At 63.3% G+C, this 25665-nt stretch carries 25 protein-coding genes; 11 read left to right on the top strand and 14 right to left on the bottom strand.

Annotated features, from left to right (window positions below):
- Window positions 1-34 precede the first annotated feature (34 nt).
- A complete protein-coding gene (locus DK870_RS08685; protein ID WP_104996082.1) occupies window positions 35-1918 on the top strand; it encodes a TonB-dependent receptor domain-containing protein in 1884 nt (627 codons plus the stop codon).
- Here DK870_RS08685 and DK870_RS08690 read toward each other — a convergent pair.
- The 11 genes from DK870_RS08690 to nrdR all read right to left on the bottom strand — a co-directional run bounded on the left by DK870_RS08690 (window position 1915) and on the right by nrdR (window position 10112).
- The gene (locus DK870_RS08690) at window positions 1915-2709 is read right to left on the bottom strand and encodes a cobalamin-binding protein (protein ID WP_104996083.1); all 795 of its coding nucleotides are present in this window, start codon (window positions 2707-2709) and stop codon (window positions 1915-1917) included. The two genes, DK870_RS08685 and DK870_RS08690, sit on opposite strands and share 4 nt — an antisense overlap.
- Entirely contained in the window at window positions 2706-3125 is a 420-nt protein-coding gene (locus DK870_RS08695) for an MFS transporter (RefSeq protein ID WP_161548462.1), read from the bottom strand. The genes DK870_RS08690 and DK870_RS08695 overlap by 4 nt, the downstream gene beginning before the upstream one ends.
- On the bottom strand, window positions 3122-3739 hold the full coding sequence (ribA, locus tag DK870_RS08700; protein ID WP_060755251.1) for a GTP cyclohydrolase II: 618 nt from the start codon (window positions 3737-3739) through the stop codon (window positions 3122-3124). Before ribA ends, DK870_RS08695 begins: the two co-directional genes overlap by 4 nt.
- A gap of 130 nt (window positions 3740-3869) precedes the next feature.
- Complete coding sequence (locus tag DK870_RS08705; protein ID WP_161548463.1) at window positions 3870-4595, bottom strand: ABC transporter substrate-binding protein; 726 nt, start codon at window positions 4593-4595, stop codon at window positions 3870-3872.
- A gap of 55 nt (window positions 4596-4650) precedes the next feature.
- Window positions 4651-5616: a thiamine-phosphate kinase gene (gene thiL, locus DK870_RS08710; protein ID WP_161548464.1), complete on the bottom strand. Its 966-nt coding sequence runs from the start codon at window positions 5614-5616 to the stop codon at window positions 4651-4653.
- A gap of 18 nt (window positions 5617-5634) precedes the next feature.
- Window positions 5635-6135, bottom strand: a complete 501-nt coding sequence (gene nusB, locus DK870_RS08715; RefSeq protein ID WP_060755254.1) for a transcription antitermination factor NusB — start codon at window positions 6133-6135, stop codon at window positions 5635-5637.
- A complete protein-coding gene (gene ribE / locus DK870_RS08720; RefSeq protein ID WP_003194576.1) occupies window positions 6132-6608 on the bottom strand; it encodes a 6,7-dimethyl-8-ribityllumazine synthase in 477 nt (158 codons plus the stop codon). The genes nusB and ribE overlap by 4 nt, the downstream gene beginning before the upstream one ends.
- 88 nt (window positions 6609-6696) lie before the next feature.
- Entirely contained in the window at window positions 6697-7788 is a 1092-nt protein-coding gene (ribBA, locus tag DK870_RS08725) for a bifunctional 3,4-dihydroxy-2-butanone-4-phosphate synthase/GTP cyclohydrolase II (protein ID WP_060755255.1), read from the bottom strand.
- A gap of 15 nt (window positions 7789-7803) precedes the next feature.
- Window positions 7804-8466 (bottom strand): riboflavin synthase, encoded by a 663-nt coding sequence (locus tag DK870_RS08730; protein WP_161548465.1) that lies wholly within the window; start codon window positions 8464-8466, stop codon window positions 7804-7806.
- A 45-nt stretch (window positions 8467-8511) separates the two neighbouring features.
- The gene (gene ribD / locus DK870_RS08735; protein ID WP_161548466.1) at window positions 8512-9651 is read right to left on the bottom strand and encodes a bifunctional diaminohydroxyphosphoribosylaminopyrimidine deaminase/5-amino-6-(5-phosphoribosylamino)uracil reductase RibD; all 1140 of its coding nucleotides are present in this window, start codon (window positions 9649-9651) and stop codon (window positions 8512-8514) included.
- On the bottom strand, window positions 9648-10112 hold the full coding sequence (gene nrdR, locus DK870_RS08740) for a transcriptional regulator NrdR (protein ID WP_029299433.1): 465 nt from the start codon (window positions 10110-10112) through the stop codon (window positions 9648-9650). The genes ribD and nrdR overlap by 4 nt, the downstream gene beginning before the upstream one ends.
- A gap of 139 nt (window positions 10113-10251) precedes the next feature.
- On the opposite strand from nrdR, the gene DK870_RS08745 reads away from it, so the two are divergent.
- From DK870_RS08745 to trxA, 3 genes are read left to right on the top strand one after another with little or no spacing between them, the layout of a single operon-like run.
- The gene (locus DK870_RS08745; protein ID WP_060755258.1) at window positions 10252-10707 is read left to right on the top strand and encodes a YbaY family lipoprotein; all 456 of its coding nucleotides are present in this window, start codon (window positions 10252-10254) and stop codon (window positions 10705-10707) included.
- A complete protein-coding gene (locus DK870_RS08750; RefSeq protein WP_161548467.1) occupies window positions 10704-11366 on the top strand; it encodes a methyltransferase in 663 nt (220 codons plus the stop codon). The genes DK870_RS08745 and DK870_RS08750 overlap by 4 nt, the downstream gene beginning before the upstream one ends.
- Window positions 11367-11398: 32 nt before the next feature.
- Window positions 11399-12271 carry a thioredoxin gene (trxA, locus tag DK870_RS08755; protein WP_060755262.1) on the top strand — a complete coding sequence of 291 codons (873 nt, stop codon included), beginning with the start codon at window positions 11399-11401 and terminating at the stop codon, window positions 12269-12271.
- Here trxA and DK870_RS08760 read toward each other — a convergent pair.
- A complete protein-coding gene (locus DK870_RS08760; RefSeq protein WP_161548468.1) occupies window positions 12268-12609 on the bottom strand; it encodes a hypothetical protein in 342 nt (113 codons plus the stop codon). The genes trxA and DK870_RS08760 overlap by 4 nt on opposite strands.
- 130 nt (window positions 12610-12739) lie before the next feature.
- On the opposite strand from DK870_RS08760, the gene DK870_RS08765 reads away from it, so the two are divergent.
- From DK870_RS08765 to DK870_RS08785, 5 genes are all read left to right on the top strand, one after another.
- Window positions 12740-13345, top strand: a complete 606-nt coding sequence (locus tag DK870_RS08765) for a DUF2796 domain-containing protein (RefSeq protein ID WP_161548469.1) — start codon at window positions 12740-12742, stop codon at window positions 13343-13345.
- Between the two features lie 4 nt (window positions 13346-13349).
- Window positions 13350-14060 (top strand): ABC transporter ATP-binding protein, encoded by a 711-nt coding sequence (locus tag DK870_RS08770; protein ID WP_060755265.1) that lies wholly within the window; start codon window positions 13350-13352, stop codon window positions 14058-14060.
- A 1-nt stretch (window position 14061) separates the two neighbouring features.
- The gene (locus tag DK870_RS08775) at window positions 14062-15327 is read left to right on the top strand and encodes an ABC transporter permease (RefSeq protein WP_060755266.1); all 1266 of its coding nucleotides are present in this window, start codon (window positions 14062-14064) and stop codon (window positions 15325-15327) included.
- 11 nt (window positions 15328-15338) lie between these two features.
- Entirely contained in the window at window positions 15339-15860 is a 522-nt protein-coding gene (locus DK870_RS08780) for a DUF3299 domain-containing protein (RefSeq protein WP_161548470.1), read from the top strand.
- Window positions 15861-15955: 95 nt separating this feature from the next.
- Window positions 15956-16654: an OmpW family protein gene (locus tag DK870_RS08785; RefSeq protein WP_060755268.1), complete on the top strand. Its 699-nt coding sequence runs from the start codon at window positions 15956-15958 to the stop codon at window positions 16652-16654.
- Between the two features lie 153 nt (window positions 16655-16807).
- Here the strand turns inward: DK870_RS08785 and DK870_RS08790 are convergent, their stop codons facing one another.
- A complete protein-coding gene (locus DK870_RS08790) occupies window positions 16808-17692 on the bottom strand; it encodes a sugar nucleotide-binding protein (protein WP_090365586.1) in 885 nt (294 codons plus the stop codon).
- Between the two features lie 142 nt (window positions 17693-17834).
- On the opposite strand from DK870_RS08790, the gene DK870_RS08795 reads away from it, so the two are divergent.
- Window positions 17835-22082: a DEAD/DEAH box helicase gene (locus DK870_RS08795; protein WP_161548471.1), complete on the top strand. Its 4248-nt coding sequence runs from the start codon at window positions 17835-17837 to the stop codon at window positions 22080-22082.
- Window positions 22083-22146: 64 nt separating this feature from the next.
- On the opposite strand, the gene DK870_RS08800 is transcribed toward DK870_RS08795, so the two are convergent.
- Window positions 22147-24261, bottom strand: a complete 2115-nt coding sequence (locus DK870_RS08800) for a mechanosensitive ion channel family protein (RefSeq protein WP_161548472.1) — start codon at window positions 24259-24261, stop codon at window positions 22147-22149.
- A gap of 173 nt (window positions 24262-24434) precedes the next feature.
- Between DK870_RS08800 and DK870_RS08805 the strand changes: the two genes are divergently transcribed.
- Window positions 24435-25637 (top strand): MFS transporter, encoded by a 1203-nt coding sequence (locus DK870_RS08805; protein ID WP_090365582.1) that lies wholly within the window; start codon window positions 24435-24437, stop codon window positions 25635-25637.
- The last annotated feature ends 28 nt before the right edge of the window (window positions 25638-25665 follow it).

Below are 25665 nucleotides of genomic sequence, written 5' to 3' on the forward strand. Positions count from 1 at the left end.
TGATGGGTGTTCACTTCAAAACTACGGAAAGACCATGAAACGCCTGTGCCTCGCCCTGCTGCTTCTGCCTTCCTGCGAACTGCTCGCCGACACCCGCGACGACGCCCTGAAACTCCCCGACGTGGTCATCAGCGCCAACCGCCAGGTCCAGGCACGTAGTGACAGCAGCACCGCCAACACGGTCTTCACCCGCGACGATATCGACCGCTTGCAGCCCAGCAGCGTGAGCGACTTGCTGAGCCGCGTGCCAGGTGTGCAGGTGGCCCCCAGTGGCGGCCGTGGCAGCACGACCAACGTTTACATTCGGGGGACCTCCACCGCCCAGAGCCTGGTGCTGGTGGATGGCCAACGCATCAGCAGTTCCACCACCGGCACCAGCAACCTGCAATACCTCAATATCGAGCAGATCGAGCGCGTCGAGGTGCTGCGAGGCTCACGCTCGGCGATCTACGGCAGTGATGCCATTGGCGGGGTGATTCAGATCTTCACCCGGCGCAATACGACGTCCGGTCTGCAACCGCGCCTTCACCTGGGCTTCGGCAGCCGCCAGACGTGGGAACGCAGCCTGGGAGTGTCCGGGGGCGATTCGCAGACCCGCTTCAACCTCGGCGCCAGCCTGGATGACACCGCCGGGATCAACCGTACCTACACCTCCTACCCCAGCGATGGCGATCATGATGCCTATCGCAACCAGGCCCTCAGTTTCAGCCTGAGCCACGCCTTCAGCGACCAGGTCGACGCCGGCATCAACGTGTTGGATAACCGTGGCAAAAGCGCGTACGACAACCCGTTTGGTCGCTATGACTCGACCACCTTCCAGAGTTTCCAACAGAAACCCTACACCGACTTCAGCGTCAGTAACGTCAGCAGCTTTATCGACGCGCGGATCAACGACACCTGGAAGTCCCGCGTCGAACTGGGCCACAGCGAAAACCGCGAAGAGTCGCTGGATAAACTCAGCGATGAACGCAGTGTGTTCAACACCTACCGCAATTCGCTGAACTGGCAGAACGACCTGACCCTCAATGATCAGAACAGCCTGATCCTGGGCGCCGATGGCTACGAAGATCGGGTCAACAGCAGCACCGCGCTCGCCGAAGACAGCCGTTGGAACCGTGCGGTGTTTATCCAGCATCGCTTTGCAGCGCGGTACTTTTCCACCGAGCTGGGCCTGCGTCGCGACCAGAACCAGCAGTTCGGCGGCCACAACAGCTGGAGCGGCAGCTTGACCCTGCCCGTCAACCCGGACAACGACCTGCTGTTCAGTTACAGCGAGGGGTTTCGCGCCCCGACGTTCAATGACCTGTACTACCCGGACGAATACGGCTTTAAAAACAGCAACCCGAACCTGCGCCCCGAAACCTCGAAAAGTTACGAAGTGCAGTGGCGCAGCCAACTCAGCGACACCGCCCGCCTGGAAGCTTCGCTGTACCGCACCGATATCCAGGACGCGATCGTGTTCGGCAGCGACGGCCCGCAAAACGTCAGTTCGGCACGCATCAATGGCTTCGAAGCCACACTCAGGCAGGATCTGTTCGGCTGGCAAGGCAGCCTGGGCCTGGCCATGATTGACCCACGCGACCGCGATACCGGGCGCACCTTGGCACGTCGCGCCCGGCGTACCCTGAGCCTGGACCTGGATCGGCAATTCGAGCGTTTCGGCGTAGGCGCCAGCTGGCAAGCCGTCAGCAGCAGCTATGACGACCCGAAGAACCAACACCCGTTGGGCGGCTATGGACTGCTCGGGTTACGCGCCAGTTGGGCCATGAGCCGTGAAATCGCGCTGAACATGAAGCTCGATAACCTGCTGGATAAACGCTACAGCCGGGCGTTGTATCAGTATCAAGGCCAGCAATATGGCTACCGCGAAGAAGGTCGGACGCTGATGTTTGGCGTCACCTGGACTCCGGAACTCTAACGGGCAAGCACCTCACACAAGCGCGCCACCGCCTCCAGCATCTGCCCGCTGGGCCGCTCAAGGCCCTTGTCCGGCACCACCAGCAACCGCTCCTGCGCCACTGCGGCGACTTGAGGCCATGCTTTCCATGCTTCCAACTGAAGTTGATCGCCGACCAGGATCACCTCGGGATTGCGCTGCAACACCGATTCGATGCTGACTTGCGGCGCGGGCAGCTTGAGGTCACCGAACACATTGCGTGCACCGCACACACTCAACGCATCGCTGATGATCTGCCCGCCACCGACGGTATACAGCGGCTGGTTCCACACCTGATAAAACACCCGCAGCGGCTCGGCCCGTTGGTAGCGCTGGCGCAGGTCGGCCAGGCGCTGATGCAACTGCCCCGCCAACTGCCGGCCCGCCTCGGCCCGCCCCAACTGCTCGGCGATGGCTTGGATTTGGCCGGTCAGTTGCTCAAGGCTGTGGGGTTCGGCGACATACACGGGGATATTCAGGCGTTGCAGTTGCTCACGCTGGGCCGGGCCGATGCTGCCGGGCCACAGCAGGATCAGGTCCGGCTTGAGGCTGAGCAGGCGCTCCATATCCAGTTGGCCGTAATGCCCGACCGAGGGCACCTTGGCCAATGCAGCAGGACGTTCGCCGCCGTCGAGCACGCCCACCAGCAGGTCGGCCGCCCCCAGTTCCACGACGATTTCAGAGAGAGATGGCGCCAGGCTGACCACCCGTTCAACGGCCAGCCCCGGCACACTGAATGCCAGCAGCAGCACCGCCAGCCAATGACGCCTCATCCCAGCTGACGCGGGATGCGATAAAGGTAGAACAACACCAGGGTCGACAGTGCCAGCAAACACAACGGCACGGCTTCCAGGCCCACGAATACCGCCAGCGTACCGATCCAGGCCGGCAGGGCAGCCACCATCAACGCCGTGCGTCGACGCGCCGCGAGGGTAATCCAGGCGGCCGGTTCATCGGGGGTGTCGAGGGCTTTAGAGGTGGCGATCAGCGCGTGTTTATAGCCGTTGAAGTAGCGCAGGCTCAGAAACATCGAGGCCACGCCGGCGATAAAAAACGGCATGGCCAGCACCGACAGCATGGGTTCGGCCTGGCTGAACAGCAGGTTGATCACGAACAAGGACAGCAACGCCAGGGCCAGGTACTGCCACCAATTGAAGGACAGTCGCCGCTTTACCTGGCCACGGGTCACGCGCGGTCGACCTCGCCCTGATGTTCGTTGCCCATCATATGGTCGAGTTTGCTGGCCTTGGTCGCCAGGTAGAGCTTGTTGTGCGGGTTGTGCCCCGTGTGCAGCGGCACACGCTCGGCCACAGTGATGCCCATCTCGGTCAAGGCTTTGACCTTGCGCGGGTTGTTGGTCATCAGGCGCAGGGATTTCACGCCCAGATGCTCCAGCATCGGCAGGCAGATGGCGTAGTCACGCTGGTCGGCGGCAAAGCCCAGGCGCTCGTTGGCTTCCACCGTATCGGCGCCGCCGTCCTGCAATTCATAGGCGCGGATCTTGTTCATCAGGCCAATACCGCGGCCTTCCTGACGCAGGTACAACAACACGCCACGGCCTTCACGGGCGATGGCGCGCAAAGCGGCTTCCAATTGCGAACCGCAGTCACAACGCTGGCTGAACAGTGCGTCACCGGTCAGGCACTCAGAATGCACACGGCCCAGCACCGGCGCGCCGTCGGCGATGTCACCCAGGCTGAGCACAACGTGCTCGCGACCGGTGGCCTCTTCAAGGAAGCCGTTCATGGTGAACGTGGCAAAAGGGGTAGGCAGCTTGGAAGCGGCGACGAAAACGACGGGCACCGTGTGCTCCTGATTTCTAGATTTCACAGAGGCGGTCATTGTAACAGCAGGTTCCTACAGACGCTTAAGCTGAATTATCGCTGATAAAGATCAATCGGTTCGATTGGCCTTCGTCCTGGTTCTATGCAGGTCAGAACGGATAGGGCTGTTTCCAGCGCGCAAAAATCGGCTTCAGCTCACCACTTTTGACCAGGACAGCGATGCGCTGGTCATACACCGTCATCAGGGCACGCCCCCGCTCGTTATCGGCGAAGCCTACGTACACCGGCAGTTCGGCGATATGGGTGAGCTTGAATTGTGTGGGGTCGTCTGCCTGAGCCAGGATGTATTGGGCTTCGGGGAGCGCATCGATATAAAAGTCGGCACGGCCGTATTGCAGCATCGGCAGAATGCCGCTGCGCCGCTCAATCGGGTGGAAGCGCTTCACATTGGGCAGGTACGCCTCATATTTGTAGCCACGCACCCACGCCAGACGATAGTTGCCCAGCGTGGCGATACTCGGTATCGGCGCGGTGGCCAGCCCAAGGGCGTAGATGTGATCCGAGTCAAAGTGCCAGTGGGGGTACAGCACGCCATCGGCTTCGTTGCGGTACGACCCCACCCAGCCATCCACTTCGCCGCGCTGGGCCAGGCCGACCGAGCGGGTATAAGGCACGCTGCGGTGTTGCAAGGTGATGCCTGCCGGCTCGAAGATCTGACGTAACACCTCCCAGGCCAGCCCCGTGCCATCCGCGTTGGTGTAGTCGTTCCATTCCTCGCTGGCCAGCATGATCTTGCCTGGGGGCGACGCTTCATCCGCCGGCACCAGCGGGGCGACGGCACACAACGCAATCAGCAGCCAGTGACGCATAGGCATGGTGACGGTCTCCAACACAGTGTGGACCGTATAAAGGGTAGCGCAGCTCGCCGGTTCATGGCGTTTCGCAAAAATGCTGATAGCCCCGAACGGCCGGGGTGATGTCCTGCCCGTTTACATCGAGCAGCTTCACGCCCTGCCCGGCCTCGACCCGACCGATCACATGGATCGGCCAGCCGTCGGCCTGCAGCGGCGCCAACTGGGCCGGTGGCAAGGTAAATACCAGCACATAGTCGTCGCCGCCACTCAAAGCGGCCACACGCGCCTCGTCATCGCCGACAAACGCCAGCAAGGCCGTGGACAGTGGCAGCTTCTGACGTTCGACCAACAGGCCGACAGATGACGCCTTGGCAATATGCCCGCAATCGGCCAGCAGCCCGTCGGAGATATCCATCACAGACGTAGCCTTGCCCCGTAACGCCAGCCCCAAGGCCAGCTGCGGTTGCGGCGACCAGTAATGCGCCAGCAACGGATCGGCGATGGCCGCCTGTGCACTGCGTTGGCCCAGCACCAGCGGCAAGGCACCGGCAGCGTTGCCCAACTCACCGCCCACACACAGCAGGTCACCCGGCCGTGCCCCGCCGCGCGTCAACGCCTGCCCAGCCGGGACACGCCCCAATACCGTGAGGGTCAGGCTCAGCGGCCCACGGGTGGTGTCGCCACCCACCAGGCTCACACCGCAGCGTTGGGCCATGGCGTTCAAACCCTGGGCATAGCGTTGCAGCCAATCGGCATCGACCGTCGGCGTCGTCAGGGCAAGGGTAAACGCAAGAGGGTTGGCGCCCATGGCAGCCAGATCGCTCACCGCCACAGCCAACGAGCGCTGGCCGAGCAGGAACGGATCGCAAGGGTCGGCAAAATGCACCCCGGCCACCAACGTATCCGTGGAGATTGCCAACTGCTCCCCAGGCGGGAGCGCCAGCAAGGCGCAGTCGTCGCCGATCCCCAGGGCAATGCCTTCGCCGCCTTGCGCACAGGGCGCGGCGGCGAAGTAGTTGCGGATCAGCTCGAACTCACCCATCAGGGACTCAAGCGCAAATCAGCGCTTATGTTCCTTCACTTCGGCTTCACGCAGGCGCGGGGCCAGCTTGTCGAGCACGCCGTTGACGAACTTGTGGCCGTCGGTCGAACCGTAGACTTTCGCCAGCTCGATGCCTTCGTTGATCACCACGCGGTACGGTACGTCGACGCGATAGAGCAGTTCCCAGGCCGACAAGCGCATCACGCACAGTTCAACCGGGTCCAGCTCTTCGATGGTCAGGTCCAGGCACGGTGCCAGGGCCGCATCGATCTCGGTCAGGTGGGCATGCACACCGTGCAGGATGTCGTGGAAGTACGGCAGGTCGGCAAAGGTAAAATCGTTGTCGACGCGAAACTGCGCTTCGATTTCGTTCAACGAAGCACCCGCCAGGTGGCGCTGGTACAGCGCCTGGGTCGCCAGCTGACGAGCAGCACGACGCTTCTCGTTCTTCGATGGCTTGCCGGCGTCCGCTGGGCGTGGGTCGCGTGGGTTGAAACGATCGCTCTCGTCGGAAATCACTTGGCCTCCAACTGCGACAGCAGGCTGACCATTTCCAGGGCGGACAGGGCAGCTTCGGCGCCTTTGTTACCGGCCTTGGTGCCGGAGCGCTCGATGGCTTGCTCGATGGAGTCAACGGTCAGCACGCCGAAGGCAACCGGTACGCCGAATTCCATGGACACCTGGGCCAGGCCCTTGGTGCATTCGCCAGCCACGTATTCGAAATGCGGAGTACCGCCACGAATGACCGCGCCCAGGGCGATGATCGCCGCGTATTCGCCCTGCTGTGCGACTTTTTGCGCAACCAGCGGAATTTCGAAGGCGCCAGGGGCACGGATGAGGGTGATGTCGCTTTCGCTCACACCATGGCGAACCAGGGCGTCCACGGCACCGCTTACCAGGCTTTCAACCACGAAGCTGTTGAAGCGGCCAACCACCAGGGCATAGCGGCCTTTGGGGGCGATGAAGGTACCTTCGATGGTCTTCAGGGTCATTCGACAAATCTCTTAAAGAGCCGGGACGCGAAAAAGGCGCCCCTTAGTGATGATTTAACCGCGAACAAGGGGCAAAAATCGCCGGCCTTTATTCGGAGGGCACGTATTCTACAACTTCCAGGTCGAAACCGGATATCGCATTAAATTTCATCGGTGCACTCATCAGGCGCATTTTGCGCACACCGAGGTCACGCAGGATCTGCGAACCGGCACCGACGATGCTGTAGGTGGTCGGTTTTTTCACCGGCGCGTGGTCGGCGGTTTCGCGGATATGCGCCAGCAGCACATCGCCATCGAGCGGGTGACCGAGCAGCAGCACCACACCGCTGCCGGCCTCGGAAACCGCAGCCATGGCGGCCCGCAGGCTCCAGCGCCCAGGTTGCTTGACCATCAGCAGGTCACGCAGCGGGTCCATGTTGTGCACCCGCACCAGGGTCGGTTCTTCGGCGCAGATGTTGCCCAGGGTCAGGGCCATGTGCACGTCGCCTTCCACTGAATCACGGTAGGTCACCAAATTGAATTGGCCCAGTTCGCTGTCCAGAGGCTGCTCGGCAATCCGCTGAACGGTACGTTCGTGGATCATGCGGTAGTGAATCAGGTCGGCAATGGTGCCGATCTTGAGGTTGTGCTCAGCGGCAAAAGCTTCCAGCTCAGGACGACGGGCCATGGTGCCGTCGTCGTTCATCACCTCGCAGATCACCCCGCTCGGCTCAAAACCGGCCATGCGCGCCAGGTCGCAGGCCGCCTCGGTGTGGCCGGCACGTGCCAGGGTGCCGCCCGGCTGGGCCATCAACGGGAAAATGTGACCCGGGCTGACGATGTCTTCCGCCTTGGCGTCTTTGGCGGCGGCGGCTTGCACGGTGCGTGCGCGGTCAGCGGCAGAGATACCGGTGGTGACGCCGGTGGTCGCCTCAATGGAAACCGTGAACTTGGTGCCGAAACCCGAGCCGTTGCGCGGCGCCATCAACGGCAGCTTGAGCAACTCGCAGCGCTCGCGGCTCATGGGCATGCAGATCAGCCCGCGGGCGTGCTTGGCCATAAAGTTGATGTGCTCAGGCTGGCAGGCCTCGGCGGCCATGATGATGTCGCCTTCGTTTTCACGGTCTTCGTCATCCATCAGGATGACCATCTTGCCTTGGCGGATGTCTTCAACCAGTTCTTCGATGCTATTGAGCGCCACGCGGCACCCCCTTGGTCAGGATTTCAGGTAGCCGTTAGCGGCCAGAAAACTTTCAGTGATGTTCCCGGACGATGGCTCTGCGGCCTTTTCGCCCAGTAACAGGCGCTCCAGGTAACGGGCCAGCAAGTCCACTTCCAGGTTCACCCGGCGACCCGGCTGGTACGAGGCCATGATCGTTTCGCTGAGCGTGTGGGGAATGATGGTCAATTCAAACTCGGCGCCATTGACCGCGTTAACGGTCAGGCTGGTGCCATCGACGGTGATCGAGCCTTTGTGGGCGATGTACTTGGCCAGCTCTTTGGGAGCCCGGATGCGAAATTCCACGGCACGTGCGTTTTCGCTGCGCGCCACCACTTCGCCGACGCCGTCGACATGGCCGCTGACCAGGTGACCGCCCAGGCGGGTGGTGGGCGTCAGGGCTTTTTCCAGGTTGACCGGGCTGCCCGCCTTGAGGTCATTCATCGCCGTGCAGTCCAGGGTTTCCCGGCTGACGTCGGCGGCAAAGCCGTTGCCCGGCAATTCGATGACGGTCAGGCATACGCCGTTGACGGCGATGCTGTCGCCCAGCTTGACGTCGCCGAGGTCGAGCTTGCCGGTTTCAACCAGCAGGCGTACATCGCCGCCTTTTGGGGTCATGGCGCGGATGCTGCCGATGGATTCGATAATGCCGGTGAACATGGCCTTCTCCAGGAAAACAGGGCTGCGCCGGGCGCAGGCCGGAAATTATACGCTCGCTACTGGCAAAGGAATGGCAGTGACTCGCCAGTCGTCGCCCACAGCGCGCATTTCAGTGATCTTGAGTTGGGGGGCATCCGCCAGTTTCTCAAGCGGCCAGTCCAACAAAGGCCGGGCGGCGGAGCCAAGGAACTTGCCGGCGACGAAAATCACGTACTCGTCCACCAGCCCCTGCTGGGCGAAGGCGCCTGCCAGGCTCGGACCGGCCTCCACCAGCACCTCGTTGGCGCCACGCGCGGCCAGGGCAACCAGGGCCGAACGCAGGTCGACCTGGCCATCAACCCCCGGCACCACCAGGCATTCAGGGCCCCGCGGGAACTGATTCTCCGGAGTGACGCAGGTGATGACCAGGGCCGGGCCGGCCTTGAAGAACGGCGCGTTAAGCGGCACGCGCAGGCGGCCGTCGATCAGCACGCGCAAGGGCGGACGCGACATGGCCAAAGCGGTGGTCGCCTCATCCAGGCCCAGTTCGGCAGCACGCACGGTCAGGCGGGCGCCGTCGGCTAACACGGTGTCGGCGCCGGTCAGCACCACACTGGCTTCGGCACGCAGGCGTTGCACGGCGGCGCGGGCAGCCGGGCCGGTGATCCATTGGCTTTCGCCGCTGGCCATGGCGGTGCGGCCGTCCAGGCTCATTGCCAGCTTGACCCGCACAAACGGCAGGCCGTGCTCCATGCGTTTGAGGAAGCCCGGGTTCAGTGCACGCGCCTGTGCTTCCAGCACACCGCTCTGCACCTCGATACCGGCCTGAGCCAGGCGCTGCATGCCACGCCCGGCCACTTCCGGGTTCGGGTCCTGCATCCCGGCGACGACACGCGCCACACCGGCACTCACCAATGCATCCGCACACGGCGGGGTACGCCCATGATGGCTGCAGGGTTCGAGGGTCACGTACACCGTGGCGCCACGTGCCTTGTCGCCGGCGGCGCGCAGGGCGTTGGGCTCGGCGTGGGGTTCGCCGGTGCGCTCATGCCAGCCTTCGCCGACCACCTGCCCATCGCGCACGATCACGCAGCCTACACGCGGGTTGGGGTGAGTGGTGTACAGGCCCTTGCGCGCCAGTTCCAGGGCGCGGGCCATGTAATGAGCGTCGAGGACAGCCTGCTCGGCAGTGGAAGACGGGTTCATTCTTTGACCGGCTCACGGGCCAGGCGGTCGATCTCTTCGCGGAACTCATTGAGGTCCTGGAAGCGTCGATACACCGAGGCGAAACGGATATAGGCGACTTCGTCGAGCTTTTGCAGCTCGCCCATCACCAGTTCTCCAACCACCAGGCTCTTGACCTCGCGCTCGCCGGTGGCGCGCAGCTTGTGCTTGATGTGCACCAGCGCCGCCTCCAGCCGCTCGACACTCACCGGGCGTTTTTCCAGGGCACGCTGCATACCGGCGCGCAGTTTGTCTTCGTCGAAAGGCTGGCGACTGCCGTCGGACTTGATCAGACGCGGCAATACCAGTTCGGCGGTTTCGAAGGTGGTGAAACGTTCACCGCAGGCCAGGCATTCGCGCCGGCGACGCACTTGATCGCCCTCGGCGACCAGACGCGAATCAATGACCTTGGTGTCGTTGGCACCGCAGAAGGGACAGTGCATGGTGGCAGGCAACAAAAAAAGGGAGGGCCATGGTAGCGCATCCCCGTGGCAAGACAAGCCATAGCCTTTACGGTATATAGGCGGGCTATTATGTTTCTTGATTTTCAAACCACGGATTTTGTCACTTCTGGAGCCGTACATGCAGTTACGACCACTGGTTTTACTCGGCCTGTTCAGTTTTCTGGTCGCCTGCAGCAGCGAAGCCCCCAAGCCGACCGCGCCTCAACCGACACCAGCCCAAGAGAAAAAAGTCCCGGGTATTGAAGACCTTGGCCCCTTGCCGGCGTATCAGCGGGAAATCAGCGGCATCCTCAACGGCGTGCCGGCCAATGCCGAAGTCGAACTGGCGCTGCTGGTGATCGATGAGCGTAACCGCCCGCAACAATTGCTCGCCAGCAGCGTGTTGTCCGCCAACGGCAAGCCCCTGGCCTTCCGCCTGCGCTTCAACCCCGAGGCGTTCCCGGCCGGTGCGCGGGTTGAATTACGCGGCCGCGCCAGCCAGTCCGGCCAGTTGATCCTGCACCTGCCCGCCGTGCGTATCACCCAGGCGATCACCCAGACCACCGGTCCCTTGCAACTCGTCAAGGCACCATGACGCCACCGCTGCCTCTGCAGCGCGCCCTCAGCGAGCTGATCGGCGACGCCCAACTGGTGCCCTGCCCGCTGCCGGGCACCGAGTTGTCATTGTGGCTGCTGGATGCGGACAACATGGACCGCGAATTCAGCCAGGAAGAAACCCGGCGTATCCTGCATGAGCCGCCCTACTGGAGTTTCTGCTGGGCCAGCGGCCTGGCGCTGGCGCGATACCTGGCGGCCAACCCCGAGTGGGTTGCCGACAAACGCGTACTGGACTTCGGCGCCGGCTCCGGCGTGGCCGGGATTGCCGCCGTCAAGGCGGGCGCACGCGAAGTGGTGGCCTGTGACCTTGACCCACTGGCGCTGGCCGCCTGCCGGGCCAATGCCGAACTCAACGGTGTGAAGCTGGGTTATTCGGCAGACTTCTTCGCCGAAGCCGACCGCTTCGACCTGATCCTGGTGGCCGACGTGCTCTACGACCGGGCCAACCTGCCGCTGCTGGATCAATTCCTCACCCGTGGCCGCGAAGCGCTGGTGGCCGACTCGCGGGTCAGGGACTTCCAGCACCCGGATTACCGGCGGTTGCAGATCCTTGAGGCACTGACACTGCCCGACCTGGCCGAGCCTTGGGAGTTTCGCAAGGTGAGCCTGTACCATTCGCGGCGCCAGCCCTTATAGTTGCGCCATTCCCGCTTTATTCGAGACGCCCCATGAGTGAGCCCACGCCGTACATCTTCGATGCCACCACTGCCACCTTTGATCAGGCAGTCATCGAAAACTCGTTCCACAAGCCTGTGTTGGTGGATTTCTGGGCCGAGTGGTGTGCCCCGTGCAAGGCGTTGATGCCGCTGTTGGCGCAGATTGCCGAGAGTTATCAGGGCGAGTTGCTGTTGGCCAAGGTCGACTGCGAGGCAGAGCAGGATATCGTTGCGCGTTTTGGCATTCGCAGCCTGCCGACGGTGGTGTTGTTCAAGGATGGCCAGCCGGTGGACGGGTTTGCCGGAGCGCAGCCGGAGTCGGCGGTGCGGGCGATGCTGGAGCCACATGTGCAGATGCCGCCACCGGCTGCGGCCGATCCGCTGGAACAGGCTCAGGCGCTGTTTGCCGAAGGGCGTATCAGCGAGGCCGAAGCGGTGCTGGTCGCACTGCTGGGCGAGGACAACACCCACGCCGCCGCGCTGATCCTGTACGCACGCTGCCTGGCCGAACGCGGTGAATTGGGCGAAGCCCAGGCGGTGCTGGATGCCGTGAAAAGCGACGATCACAAAGCCGCACTCGCCGGGGCGAAGGCACAGATCACCTTCCTGCGCCAGGCGGCCGACCTGCCGGACGCCGCCGACCTGAAAAGCCGCCTGGCGCAAAACCCGCAGGACGATGAAGCCGCCTATCAGTTGGCGATTCAACAACTGGCACGCCAGCAGTACGACGCGGCGCTGGAAGGCTTGCTGAAACTGTTTATCCGTAATCGCAGCTACAGCGAAGGCTTGCCGCACAAAACCCTGCTACAGGTGTTCGAATTGCTCGGCAACGACCACCCATTGGTCACGGCATACCGCCGCAAGTTGTTCGCCGCGCTGTATTAAGCGTCGACCCAACGGTACAGCGGCGTGTCCCCGCCGCTAGCGACTTTGACATTGGCACTGTGTCGCAAGCGCACCAACAGGCGCTTGCCGGACGCGGCATCGCCGGCCAGCCCTTCCAGTTGATCGAGCAATTCCAACCCGCTGAGTTGCCCGGCCTGGCGCAACAGGTCCTGGGCCTTCTGCCATAAATCATCGGTCTGCTTGACTGGCGCAGCAGTCGGCGCGAGGGGCGCCGGGGCGGCCTGCAACTGCGCGCCCAGCCGGGCCCAGTCGCCGTCGTCCAGCTCCAGGGTCAAATCTACCGGCAGATCGCCAACGGTTCCACGAATTCGCAACATCGTCCTTCCTCCTGCATTTTTCTGACAGGCATGCTCCCACGCGGCTTGCGCAACGCCAAGCGGGCGGTCAAACTCTGCACACATTGTTATAAGATCACATAACAAAACTTTCATGTTCTGGAGCCTTCTCATGCGCCGTCTGCTGCTCGCTTTGCCGTTTGCCCTGCTGCCATTGGCTGTCGCCCACGCTCATGATGAACACGAACACGAACATGGCAGCCTCGGCGCCCATGAGCACGGGGTCGGCCGCCTTAACGCCGTGCTCGACGGCCAGGCGCTGGAGGTGGAGTTCGACAGCCCGGCCATGAACCTCGTGGGTTTCGAACACCAGGCCAGCACCGCCGCCGACAAGGCCAAGGTCGCCGCCGCACGCAAACAGCTGGAAAACCCGTTGGCGCTGTTCAACCTGCCCAAGGCCGCCGGCTGCGTGATCAGCACCCAGGAACTCAACAGCCCGCTGTTCGGCGACAAGCCGGAAGCCGAGCATGACGACGACGATGACGACCATGCCACCGACGGCAAAGGCGCCGCCGCCCACGAGCATCATCACGATCACAGCGAGATCCACGCCCACTATCAATTCACCTGCGCCACGCCGACGGCATTGAGCAACCTTGACCTGACGCAAGTGTTCAAGACCTTCCCCGCGACCCAGAAAATCCAGGTACAACTGATCGGTCCGAGCGGCCAGCAAGGTGTTGAAGCGACGGCCGCCGCAGCCACCCTGAAGTTCTGAACACATGACCCAAGCATTGATCGAACTGTCTGACCTGGGCTTCAATTGGCCGGGTCACCCCCAGTTGCTGGACATTCCCGCGTTCCGCCTGGAAGCGGGTGAAACCCTGTTTCTCAAAGGCCCGAGCGGCAGCGGCAAAACCACCCTGCTCGGGTTGCTGGGCGGCGTGCAGAAACCCAGCCGCGGCAGCATCCGCCTGCTCGGCCAGGAACTCACCGAACTGTCGGCGGGTGCCCGCGACCGTTTCCGCGTCGACCACACCGGCTATATCTTCCAGCAGTTCAACCTGCTGCCGTTTCTGTCGGTACGCGAGAACGTCGAGCTGCCCTGCCACTTCTCCAGGCTGCGCGCGCAACGGGCGGTTCAGCGTCACGGCAGTGTCGATCAGGCGGCTGCCACCTTGCTCGCGCATCTGGGGCTCAACGCTCCAGACCTGCTGGAGCGCCGCGCCGACTCGCTGTCCATCGGCCAGCAGCAACGGGTGGCCGCTGCCCGTGCGCTGATCGGCCAGCCGGAACTGGTGATCGCCGACGAGCCCACCTCGGCCCTGGACCATGACGCCCGCGAAGCGTTCATCCAGTTGCTGTTCGCCGAATGCCGCGAAGCGGGCGCCAGCCTGTTGTTTGTCAGCCATGACCAGAGCCTGGCACCGCTGTTCGACCGCAACCTGTCGCTGGCCGAACTCAATCGCGCCGCCACGCCCGCAGAGGTTTGAGATGTATCTGTTCCGTCTAGCCATGGCCAGCCTGGCTAACCGCCGCTTTACCGCGATCCTCACCGCCTTCGCCATCGCGCTTTCAGTGTGCTTGTTGCTCGCCGTGGAGCGGGTACGCACCGAAGCGCGCAACAGCTTCGCGAGCACCATCAGCGGCACCGACTTGATCGTCGGCGCCCGCTCAGGCTCGGTCAACTTGTTGCTGTATTCGGTGTTCCGCATCGGCAACGCGACCAACAACATCCGCTGGGACAGCTACGAGCACTTCGCCGCCAGCCCGCAAGTGAAGTGGGCGATCCCGATTTCCCTCGGTGACTCCCATCGCGGTTACCGCGTGATGGGCACCAACCAGTCCTATTTCGAGCATTACCAGTACGGCCGCAAACAGAACCTCGAACTGGCCAGCGGCCGCGCTTTCGCCACCGATCCGTTCGAAGTGGTACTGGGCGCCGAAGTGGCCGACGCGCTGCATTACAAACTCGGTGACAAGCTGGTACTGGCCCACGGCGTGGCGGTCGTCAGCCTGGTGAAACACGATGACAAGCCGTTCACCGTGGTCGGCATTCTCAAGCGCACCGGCACTCCGGTAGACCGCACGCTGCACATCAGCCTCGGCGGCATGGAAGCGATCCATATCGACTGGCACAACGGCGTACCGGCCCAGGGCAAGGGCCGCATCAGTGCCGATCAGGCGCGCAATATGGACCTCACCCCACAAGCCATCACGGCGTTCATGCTCGGGCTGAACAACAAGATTTCCACCTTCGCCCTGCAACGGGAAATCAACGATTTCCGTGGCGAGCCCATGCTGGCGATCTTGCCGGGCGTGGCCTTGCAAGAGCTGTGGAGCATGATGGGCACCGCCGAAAAGGCGCTGTTCGTGATCTCGTTGTTTGTGGTGCTGACCGGTTTGATCGGCATGCTCACGGCGATCCTCACCAGCCTCAACGAACGTCGCCGCGAAATGGCGATATTGCGTTCGGTGGGCGCGCGGCCTTGGCATATCGCCACGCTGCTGATCTTTGAAGCCTTCGCCCTGGCATTGTCCGGCGTGGTGGCGGGCGTGGGCTTGTTGTACCTGTGCATTGCCGCATCGCGTGGGTACTTGCAGGCCAACTACGGGCTGGACTTGCCGATGTCGTGGCCGAGCGAATATGAATGGACACTGCTCGCCGGTATCCTGTGCGCAGCGTTGTTGATGGGCAGCGTGCCCGCGTGGCGCGCCTATCGGCAATCCCTGGCCGATGGCCTGTCGATCCGTTTATGAGGAAGGCTTCGATGCGTCGTGCCCTGTTTGCGCTGTTGCTGCTGGTGAGCGTGCCCGCCTGGTCCGCCGACCAGCCCAAGGACCTGTCCTGGCAGGAGATGATCCCGCCGGATGCGCCACCGGAAATCCCCAACATGAAACCGTTGCACGACCTGTCGAACATGGCCGATGCCTTGTCGGTCGAGGCGGCGCCCGCGGCCAAGCAGGAACTGCCCAACGCGCCAGTGGTGCAAAGCCTGGACGGCCAGCATATCCGTTTGCCGGGTTATATCGTGCCGCTGGAAGTCAGCGAAGAAGGCCGCACCACCGAGTTTCTGCTGGTGCCGTATTTCGGCGCGTGCATTCACGTACCGCCGCCGCCGTCGAACCAGATCGTGCATGTGAAAAGCGAAGTCGGCGTGAAGCTCGATGAGCTCTACCAACCGTATTGGATCGAGGGTTCAATGCAGGTCAAACCCTCCACCAGCGAGTTGGCGGATGCCGGTTACCAAATGGATGCCGAGAAGATTTACGTCTACGAACTGCCGGACTAGCGCTGATTGCCCATTCATTGAGCTGAGTCAAAAGATCGAACGGAACGATCTTTACCATTGGACGTACAACTTTTAAACGTCCTTTTGGAGCTCCCATGAACAAGTCCCTGCTCGGCGCGTCCCTCTTCGCGCTCGCCCTCGCCGCCCCTGCCGTCCACGCTCACGAAGCGGGCGACATTCTGGTTCGCGCCGGTGCTATCACCGTGAACCCGAAGGCTGACAGCGGCCACGTGAAAGTTGACCAGGGCCCATTGGCGGGCACCAACCTGGGCGGCAAGGCGACCATGAGCAGCGACACCCAGCTGGGCTTGAACTTCGCCTACATGTTGACCAACCACGTCGGTATCGAACTGCTGGCCGCCACTCCGTTCGAGCATGACGTGAAGATCAAGAACACCGCCCTGGGCGCCGCCAACGGCAAGCTCGGCACCTTGAAACACCTGCCGCCGACCCTCAGCGTCGTGTACTACCCGCTGGACAGCAAGTCGGCGTTTCAACCCTACGTGGGCGCTGGTATCAACTACACCTGGATCTACGACGAACACGTCGGCAGCCGTGCACAGCAAGCCGGTTTCAGCAACTTCAAGGCCGAGAATTCCTGGGGCTGGGCCGCGCAGATCGGCGCCGACTACATGATCAACGACAAGTGGATGATCAACGCCCAGGCGCGCTACATCGACATCAGCACCAAGGCGACCGTGGACAACAACGCGCTGGGCCAAGGCACTCGCGCCAAGGTAAATGTCGACGTGGACCCGATGGTCTACATGGTGGGTATCGGCTACAAGTTCTAAGCAACACCGTATCACCCTGTGGGAGGGGATTGTGGGAGGGGGCTTGCTCCCGATCGCGGTGCATCAGTCAAATGTATATTGGCTGACGCACTGCAATCGGGGGCAAGCCCCCTCCCACATTTGGAGCTTTCCCACATGGGGTTTTGTGGTGGGTCAGGTGTGGCGGTAATAGCGGTCCAGCAATGCCGGCAGCCCCGCCCGCCACGCCCGTGGCTTGATGCCGAAGGTGTGCAGGATTTTCTTGCAGGCCAGCACCGCATGTTGCGGTTCATCGCTCGCATCCGGCCGTGCCGCGTGGGCCTGGGCGGTGGGTGATTCGATGGCCAGCGCGTGATAATTGCGCGCTTCGGTGAGGATCGCCTGGCCCAGGGCCAACGGCGTGGTCGCCTCTTGGCCGGCGTAGTGATAGGTGCCCCACAGCGGTGCCGCGCAATCGAGTTGCTTGAGCACTGAAATGATCACCCGCGCAGCGTCATCCACCGGCGTCGGGTTGCCGCGACGGTCGTCCGCCATCAACAACTCATCGGTTTTTTCGGCACGGGCCAGGAAGCGCCCCAGGGTGCCCTCCACACTGTCATCCAGCAGCCAGCCAAAACGCAGCAACACATGCTGCGGGCAGGTCGCGCGCACGCTCTGCTCAATACGCCATAACGCCTGGCCGCGAAGGCCCAAAGGCACCGGCTCGTCTTTTTCGCTGTAGGCGGTGGCGCGGGAACCGTCGAACACGCGGTAGCTGGACGGTTGCAGCAAGGTGATGCCGTGGTGCTGGCACAGTTCAGCCAGGCGTTCGATGGCGAACTCCTGGGCGGCCAGACGGCTTTCGCTGACGGCCTCGGCCTGGAACCAGTCGAAATAGTAGGCGAGGTTGATCAACGCATCGGGACGGGTGTCGTCGAGCAGTTGGGTGAGGCTCGCGGCATCCCAGCCATCTTGGGGCGGTTTGGGTGCGAGGAAACCGATGTCTTCCTCTGCACCGAGGCGAATCAGCGCCTGCCCGAGGGCATTCCCGCCGCCCAGTAACATAAGGCGCATTCGCATAGATTGAGCAGGCCCGGTCTGTGTGGAACGAAGGTTTTTGGATATTTGTAAGAATCGTTGCATTTTGCGGGTTTATCGCGCAACCGTCACGGATAAAAGTGTGGGGTTGCAACTTGTCGGGGCCGGCGCCATAACTGAGCGCATGAACCTTCCTGAATCCACGGACACGGCCCTGGACGGCTTCCACCCCGCCGTCAGCGCCTGGTTCCGCAGTACCTTCCCCTCGGTGACCGGTGCACAGGCCCAGGCCTGGCCGCTGATCCGCCAGCGCCGCTCGACCCTGATCGCCGCGCCCACCGGCTCCGGCAAGACGCTGACCGCCTTCCTGGCGGTACTCGATGACCTCGTCCATCAGGGCCTGGCCCATGGCGGGCAACTGCCGGATGAAACGCTGGTGGTGTATGTGTCGCCGCTCAAGGCGCTGTCCAACGACATCCAGATCAACCTGCAAAACCCCTTGGCGGGCATCACCGCACAGTTACAGCGCCAGGGCCTGCCGCCATTGGTGATCCGCACCGCCGTGCGCACCGGCGACACCCCGCAGAAAGACCGCGCCCTGATGCGCAAGCGCCCACCGCATATCCTGGTGACCACTCCAGAATCGCTGTATGTGCTGCTGGGCTCGGACTCCGGCCGGCAGATGCTGGGCAGCACCCGCACGGTGATCGTCGATGAGATACACGCCATTGCCGCCAGCAAGCGCGGCAGTCACCTGGCGTTAAGCCTGGAGCGCCTGCAAGGGCTGTGCACCGAACCGCTGACGCGGATCGGCCTGTCGGCCACGCAAAAACCTATCGAGGCGGTCTCGCGCTTTCTGGTGGGCACGGGCCGCGCGTGCGCCATCGTCGATATCGGTCATGCACGGGCTCGCGACCTGGATATCGAAGTGCCGCCAGTGCCGCTTTCGGCGGTGATGGCCAACGATGTGTGGGAATTGGTCTACGACCGCCTCGCCACACTGGCCCGCGAACACCGCACCACCCTGATATTCGTCAATACCCGGCGCCTGGCCGAACGCCTGGCGCGGCATTTGAGCGAGCGCCTGGGCAAGGCTGCCGTGGCCGCGCACCATGGCAGCCTGGCCAAGGAGCTGCGCCTGGACGCCGAGCAGCGGCTCAAGGCCGGCGAGTTGCAAGTACTGATTGCCACGGCGTCGCTGGAACTGGGCATTGATATCGGCGACGTGGACCTGGTGTGCCAGATCGGCTCACCCGGTTCGATCAACGGCTTTCTGCAACGGGTTGGCCGTTCCGGGCATCAGGTCGGCGGCACGCCCAAGGGCCGTCTGTTTGCCACTACCCGCGATGACTTGATCGAATGCGCCGCCCTGCTCGACTGCGTCAGGCGGGGCGAGCTGGATACGCTGCAGATCCCCGTGGCGCCGCTGGACGTACTGGCCCAGCAGATCATCGCCGAAGTCAGCGCCCAGGAATGGCCGGAACAGGCGCTGCTCGAGCTGGTTCGGCGTGCCTCACCCTACGCCGCGCTGGATGAGCGCCATTATCAGGCGCTGCTGCATATGCTCAGCGACGGCTATAACGGGCGCCAAGGCATCCGCAGCGCCTACCTGCACCGCGACGCGGTTACCCATACCCTGCGCGGCCGCCGGGGCGCCCGGCTGACGGCCGTCACCAGCGGCGGCACCATCCCCGATAACGCCGACTACAGCGTGCTGCTCGAACCCCAGGGCTTGAATATCGGCAGCGTCAATGAGGACTTCGCGGTGGAAAGCATCGCCGGGGATATCTTTCAGCTCGGCAATACGTCCTACCGAATTGTGCGCGTGGACGCCGGCAAGGTGCGCGTCGAGGATGCCCACGGCCAGCCACCGACCATTCCTTTCTGGCTCGGCGAAGCGCCTGGGCGCAGCAACGAGCTGTCGGCAGCGGTGGCGCGCTTGCAGGGGCAACTGGACGCCCTGCTCGGCGCCAGCCCGGGCGACTTGCAACCCGCGCTGGGCTGGCTCACCGACACCCTCGGCCTGAACCGCGCCAGCGCCGAGCAGATTCTCGATTACCTGGCCCGCGCGCGCCTGGCCCTGAGCGCCTTGCCGTCCCAGGACACGTTGATCATGGAGCGCTTTTTCGACGAGTCCGGCGGCACTCAACTGATCATCCACACACCGTTCGGCAGCCGCCTCAACCGCGCCTGGGGCCTGGCCCTGCGCAAGCGGTTTTGTCGCACGTTCAATTTCGAGTTGCAGGCCGCCGCCAGTGAAAATGCCATCGTGCTGTCGCTGTCCACCAGCCACAGTTTTGCGCTGGATGAGGTGTGGCGGTATCTCAACAGCCACAGCGCCGAGCACATCCTGATCCAGGCCGTGCTGGATGCGCCGTTGTTCGGCGTGCGCTGGCGCTGGAACGCCGGCGTGGCCCTGGCGTTGCCGAGGTTTACCGGTGGGCGCAAGGTGGCGCCGCAGATCCAGCGCATGAAAAGCGAAGACCTGATCGCCAGCGTGTTCCCCGACCAGATCGCCTGCCTGGAAAACCTGGCCGGGGAGCGCGAAGTCCCCGACCACCCGCTGGTCGAGCAAACCCTCGACGACTGTCTGCACGAAGCCATGGACAGCGATGCCTGGCTGGCCCTGCTGCGACGCATGGAGCGCGGCGAGGTGCGCCTGATCAGCCGCGACCTGCCGGCGCCCTCGCCTATGGCCGCCGAAATCCTCAGCGCCCGCCCCTACACCTTTCTCGACGACGCCCCGCTGGAAGAACGCCGCACCCAGGCCGTGCTCAACCGGCGCTGGAGCGACCCGCAGAGCACCGACGACCTCGGTGCGCTGGACGCCGACGCTATCGCCGGCGTGCGTGAAGAAGCCTGGCCGGCGCCCAACGGCCCGGACGAAATGCATGAGGCGTTGATGAGCCTGGCGTGTATCGCCGCCCGTGAAGTCACGCCGCAATGGGCCGCGTGGCTGCAGGCCTTGGCCCAGGCTGGGCGCGCCTATCCGTTGCCCAACGGCCTGTGGGTGGCCGTGGAACGCTTGAGTTGCTTGCAGGCGATCTATCCCGGCAACTGGCCGCTGCTGCCGGGCTTCGATGAACCCTGGAGCTATGATGAAGCGGTGGTAGAAGTGCTGCGCGCACGCCTGGGCGGGTTCGGCCCATTGAGCCTGAGCGAAATCGCCACGCCCCTGGAACTGCCGGTGAGCGATGTCACCCAGGCACTGGCGCGTCTGGAGCAGGAAGGCTATGTGCTGCGCGGTCGCTTCAGCCCCGGCGCCAACGCGGAACAATGGTGCGAACGGCATTTGCTCGCGCGCATTCATCGCTACACGGTCAAGCGCCTGCGCCGCGAAATCGAACCGGTGGCGTTGCAGGACTTCATGCGTTTTCTGTTTGATTGGCAGCACCTGTCCACCGCTACACGCGGCCAGGGCAGCGCCATGTTGGCGCAAGTCATGGCCCAGTTCGAAGGCTATGCCGCAGCCGCATCCGCCTGGGACACCGACTTGCTCAGTGCGCGACTCAAGGACTACACCTGCACCTGGCTCGATGAGCTGTGCCGCAGCGGCAAGCTGGTGTGGATGCGTTTGAGTAACAAGGCCAGCGCCAGCGCATTGCGCAGTACCCCGGTCGTGCTGTTGCCACGCAGCCAGGCGCCATTGTGGAGTGGGCTGACCGAACTGACCGACAGCGCGACGTTGTCGCCCAAGGCGCAGAAAGTCCACCAAGCCCTGCGTGAACAGGGCGCGCTGTTTTTTGATGAACTGGTGCATGAAGCTCACCTGCTGCGCAGTGAACTGGAAACCGCATTGCAGGAACTGGTGGGTGCCGGGTTGGTGAATGCCGACAGCTTTGCCGGGCTGCGTGCGCTGACCACACCCGCCAGCAAACGCCAGGCGCGCAGCAGCCGGCGTGGGCGTGGCGCCTTTGTCGGTGGGATGGACGATGCCGGCCGTTGGGCCTTGGTGCGCCGTTCAACCAGCGCCGCCGGCGCGCATTCGGCCGAAACGCTGGAGCATGTGGCGATGACGCTGCTGCGCCGTTATGGCGTGGTGTTCTGGCGTTTGCTGGAGCGCGAGGCGGAGTGGCTGCCGAGCTGGCGGGAGTTGCTGCGCACCTTTCACCGGCTGGAGGCGCGTGGGGAAATCCGTGGTGGACGCTTTGTCAGTGGGTTGGCGGGGGAACAGTTTGCGTTGCCGGAGGCGATCCCGTTACTGCGCGAAGTACGCCGCAGGCCACACGACGGCAGCCTGGTTGCCGTGTGTGGCGCGGACCCGTTGAACCTGGTCGGTACCCTGTTGCCGGGGAGCAAGGTGCCGGCACTATGCGGGAACCGGATTGTGTACCGCGACGGGTTGCCCGCAGCGGTGCTGGTGAGCGGCAAGCAGCAACTGCTGGTGGAGACGGATCAGCAGGCGGTGCAGGAGAAGTTGATCAGGCATTGAAATGGGGGGCCTCATCGGGAGCAAGCCCCCTCCCACAAGGGGGATGCCGTAAAAAACGACCCGGTCATTGAGGGCGCGGTTGTTCGGTCAGCCCCCCTGACGCCGGTACCTCTTCATCCGGCTCATCCACCTGGGCGTTGCGCTTGGGCAACAGAACCTGCTGTGGATAAGTTTGCGCGAAGTGCACCTGCGCACAGTTATCCACAAGCTTTTTCAGGCGCTGGTTGAACGCACGGCTGACGGCATATTGGCCACCCGACACCGTGCGGAACTGCGCGGTGAGCACCACGCCGTTGAGGTCCATCTTGTCGACGCCGAAGACCTCCAGCGGCCCTTGCAGGTTGTACTTGAGGAATACGTCATCACGGATCGACTGCCCGGCCTCGCGGATCAGCTCCACGGCTTTATCCACGTCGGTGTCGTAGGTGAACTGCACCGAGAAGAACGCATAGGCAAATTGCCGCGACTGGTTGGTGACCGCCTTGATCTGCCCGAACGGCACCGAGTGCACAAAGCCTTTGCCGTCGCGCAGGCGCAGGGTACGAATGGTCAGCCCCTCGACCGTACCGGCGTGGCCGGAGTCCAGCACCACCCAATCGCCAATCGACAGGGTGTCTTCGATGATGATGAACAGGCCGGTGATCACGTCCTGCACCAATTGTTGGGAGCCAAAACCGATGGCCAGGCCGACCACACCGGCACCCGCCAACAGCGGCGCGACGTTGATCCCCAGATTGGCCATGGTGGTGATTGCGCAGATCACCACCAGGATGATTTTCACCGCATTGCGCAGCAGCGGCAGGATGGTTTTGCCCCGCGTGCTCGGCTGGCGACCGGAGCGCTTGTTCACCGGTGGCTTCAACGCTTCCTGGATCGCCGTGTCGAGGACCACCCAGAACAGCCAGGTCACCAGCAGGATCAGACCGATACTGCTCAAGGAGTCACTGATCGCCCGGCCGACCGAGTTGCGCTGGGCAAATTCAAACAACGACACGCCCCAGATACGCCCGAGAATTTCGATAAACGCGATGGCCATGACAATGCGCAGGATCGCGTGCAACAGGCTGAGGAAGCGCTCCTTGTAGGCGCTGCTGCGCTGGATCGCCACTTGGCTGCGAGACTTGAACAGGTGTTGCAGCACCGTACTGAGGAACACCGTGCCAATCAGCAAGATCGTGGTGAACAAGGCGCAACGCAGGGCCTTCTGACTATCGTCGCCGGCGCCGATCAGGTTGATCGCCGAGACCAGCACCATCAACAGGATCGGCCAGTACCACAAGCCGGAAAACACCCGCAGCGATTGTTGCAGCGCCGGGTGTTTCAGGCGTTGGGCCAATGGCCGATTGCGAATCAAATGGGCCACGGGTCGCCGTAGGCGTATCACCAGTACGCCAAAGATCACCGTGGCAAACAGCCCCGTGAACACCGCAATGCTACTGGTGATATTGCCGCCCAGTTGCCGGGCGATCTGCGGGCTGGTCAAGGCATCGCTGAGCGCGGCCAGAAAGCCGATCAGGAACAATGGCCTGGGCGAGTAACCGCGAATAATCCGCACGGCCGCACGCTTATGCCCGACGTTGAACATGACGATGACGCACAACAACATCGAGGTGGAAAAAATGCCGCTGCTGGTGGCATAGGCGAAACACAGCGCCAGCGCACGCCCCACGGACGAGGGTAGAAAGTGGCTGACGTAAAGCGTCAGTGGCAGGCACACCAGTGCCGGCAGGGTGTAGGGCAGCACGTAACCCAGCAGCGCTTGCAGGCGCCCACGCCGCTCAATGAAGCGCCGGCGACTCAAGCGCCGTACGATCAAACGTCCCAGCAGCATCAACAGCGCAAAGGCGCCGCCCCATACCCCGGACAGCAGCAGGAAATCCCCGGCCACGCTCCACGGCGAGCGCTGGGCGGTCTGGTCGACCAGGCGCCCGACCTCATCCGCCGCACGGTCGGCGCGAAGGCGCCAGGCGTCGATGAGGTTTTGATTGAGGTCGAGTTTGTCTTGCACGTCGTCGATGCTCGAGCTGATGGCGCCGAGCAAGCCACCTTCCACCAACAGTTCCGGCTTGGCCGGTTCGGCAGGCGCCGCCGGAGCCGGCGCAGTCGTGGCAGCTTGCAGCACGCCGTTGCCAAACAACAGCAGCGCACCGAGCAGTAATGCGGTCTTGAGAGTGGGCAAAACAGCGGCTCCTTCAGCAGGGTCTGTAAGGAACTGACGGGTTTGCGCCCTGATCGTTCCCCTCGCCTTACTTTTGCGCACGAGGCAAATATCAAATGCCAATCCTTGGCTTTTTCCGCACAAGCCAAACCCAGACACTGCGCTCCTGAATCAAACCCACCGGAGTTGCAGCCATGCCCATTGCCTTGCTCGCGCTGACCCTCAGCGCTTTCGCCATCGGGACGACCGAGTTCGTCATCGTTGGCCTGTTACCCACCATCGGCACCGACCTGGGTGTCGACCTGCCGTCCGCCGGCCTGCTGGTCAGCCTCTACGCCCTGGGCGTCGCCATCGGCGCGCCGGTGCTCACCGCCCTCACCGGCAAAGTGCCGCGCAAATTGCTGCTGCTGTCGTTGATGGTGCTGTTCACCCTCGGCAACCTGCTGGCCTGGCAGGCACCGAGTTATGAGTCCCTGGTGCTGGCGCGGATCGTCACCGGCCTGGCCCATGGCGTGTTTTTCTCGATCGGCTCGACCATCGCCACCAGCCTTGTGCCCAAGGAAAAAGCCGCCAGCGCAATCGCCATCATGTTTACCGGCTTGACCGTCGCCCTGGTCACCGGCGTACCGCTGGGCACCTTCATCGGCCAGCATTTCGGCTGGCGTGAAACCTTCCTGGCCGTCTCGGCCCTGGGCGTCATCGCGTTTATCGGCAGCCTGATCTATGTGCCGAAAAACATCAGCCACAGCAAACCCGCATCACTGCTGCAACAACTGCAAGTGCTCCAGCAACCGCGCCTGCTGCTGGTATATGCCATGACCGCCATCGGTTACGGCGGCTCGTTTATCGCGTTCACCTTCCTGGCGCCGATCCTTCAGGATATCTCGGGCTTCAGCGCCAGCACGGTGAGCCTGGTGCTGCTGGTGTACGGCGTTTCGGTGGCCGCCGGGAATATCTGGGGCGGCAAGCTTGCCGATAAACGCGGCCCCATCAGTGCATTGAAAATCATCTTCGCCCTGCTCGCGGCGGTGTTGTTCATGCTGACGTTCACCGCAGCGAGCCCGTGGCTGGCCCTGGCCACCGTACTGGTGTGGGGCGCGGTCGCCTTCGGTAACGTGCCGGGCCTGCAGGTGTATGTGGTGCGCCAGGCTGAGCATCACACCCCGCAAGCGGTGGATGTGGCATCGGGGCTGAATATCGCCGCGTTTAACCTGGGTATCGCCGGTGGCGCCTGGGGCGGCGGTTTGATCGTGGCGCATATGGGGCTGATCCACACGGCCTGGATCGGTGGCCTGGTGGTGCTGGTGGCATTGGCGCTGACGGCATGGAGTGGCCGGCTGGACCGGTTGGGGCCGGTGTATGCCGAGTCGTCGAACCCTGTCGTCGCCGGGCACTGAAGCCGTCGCAGCGCAAACGCCAGGGGGG

Source organism: Pseudomonas sp. Q1 (assembly GCF_009935975.1).
In the GTDB taxonomy this organism is placed as follows: Bacteria; Pseudomonadota; Gammaproteobacteria; order Pseudomonadales; family Pseudomonadaceae; genus Aquipseudomonas; species Aquipseudomonas palleroniana.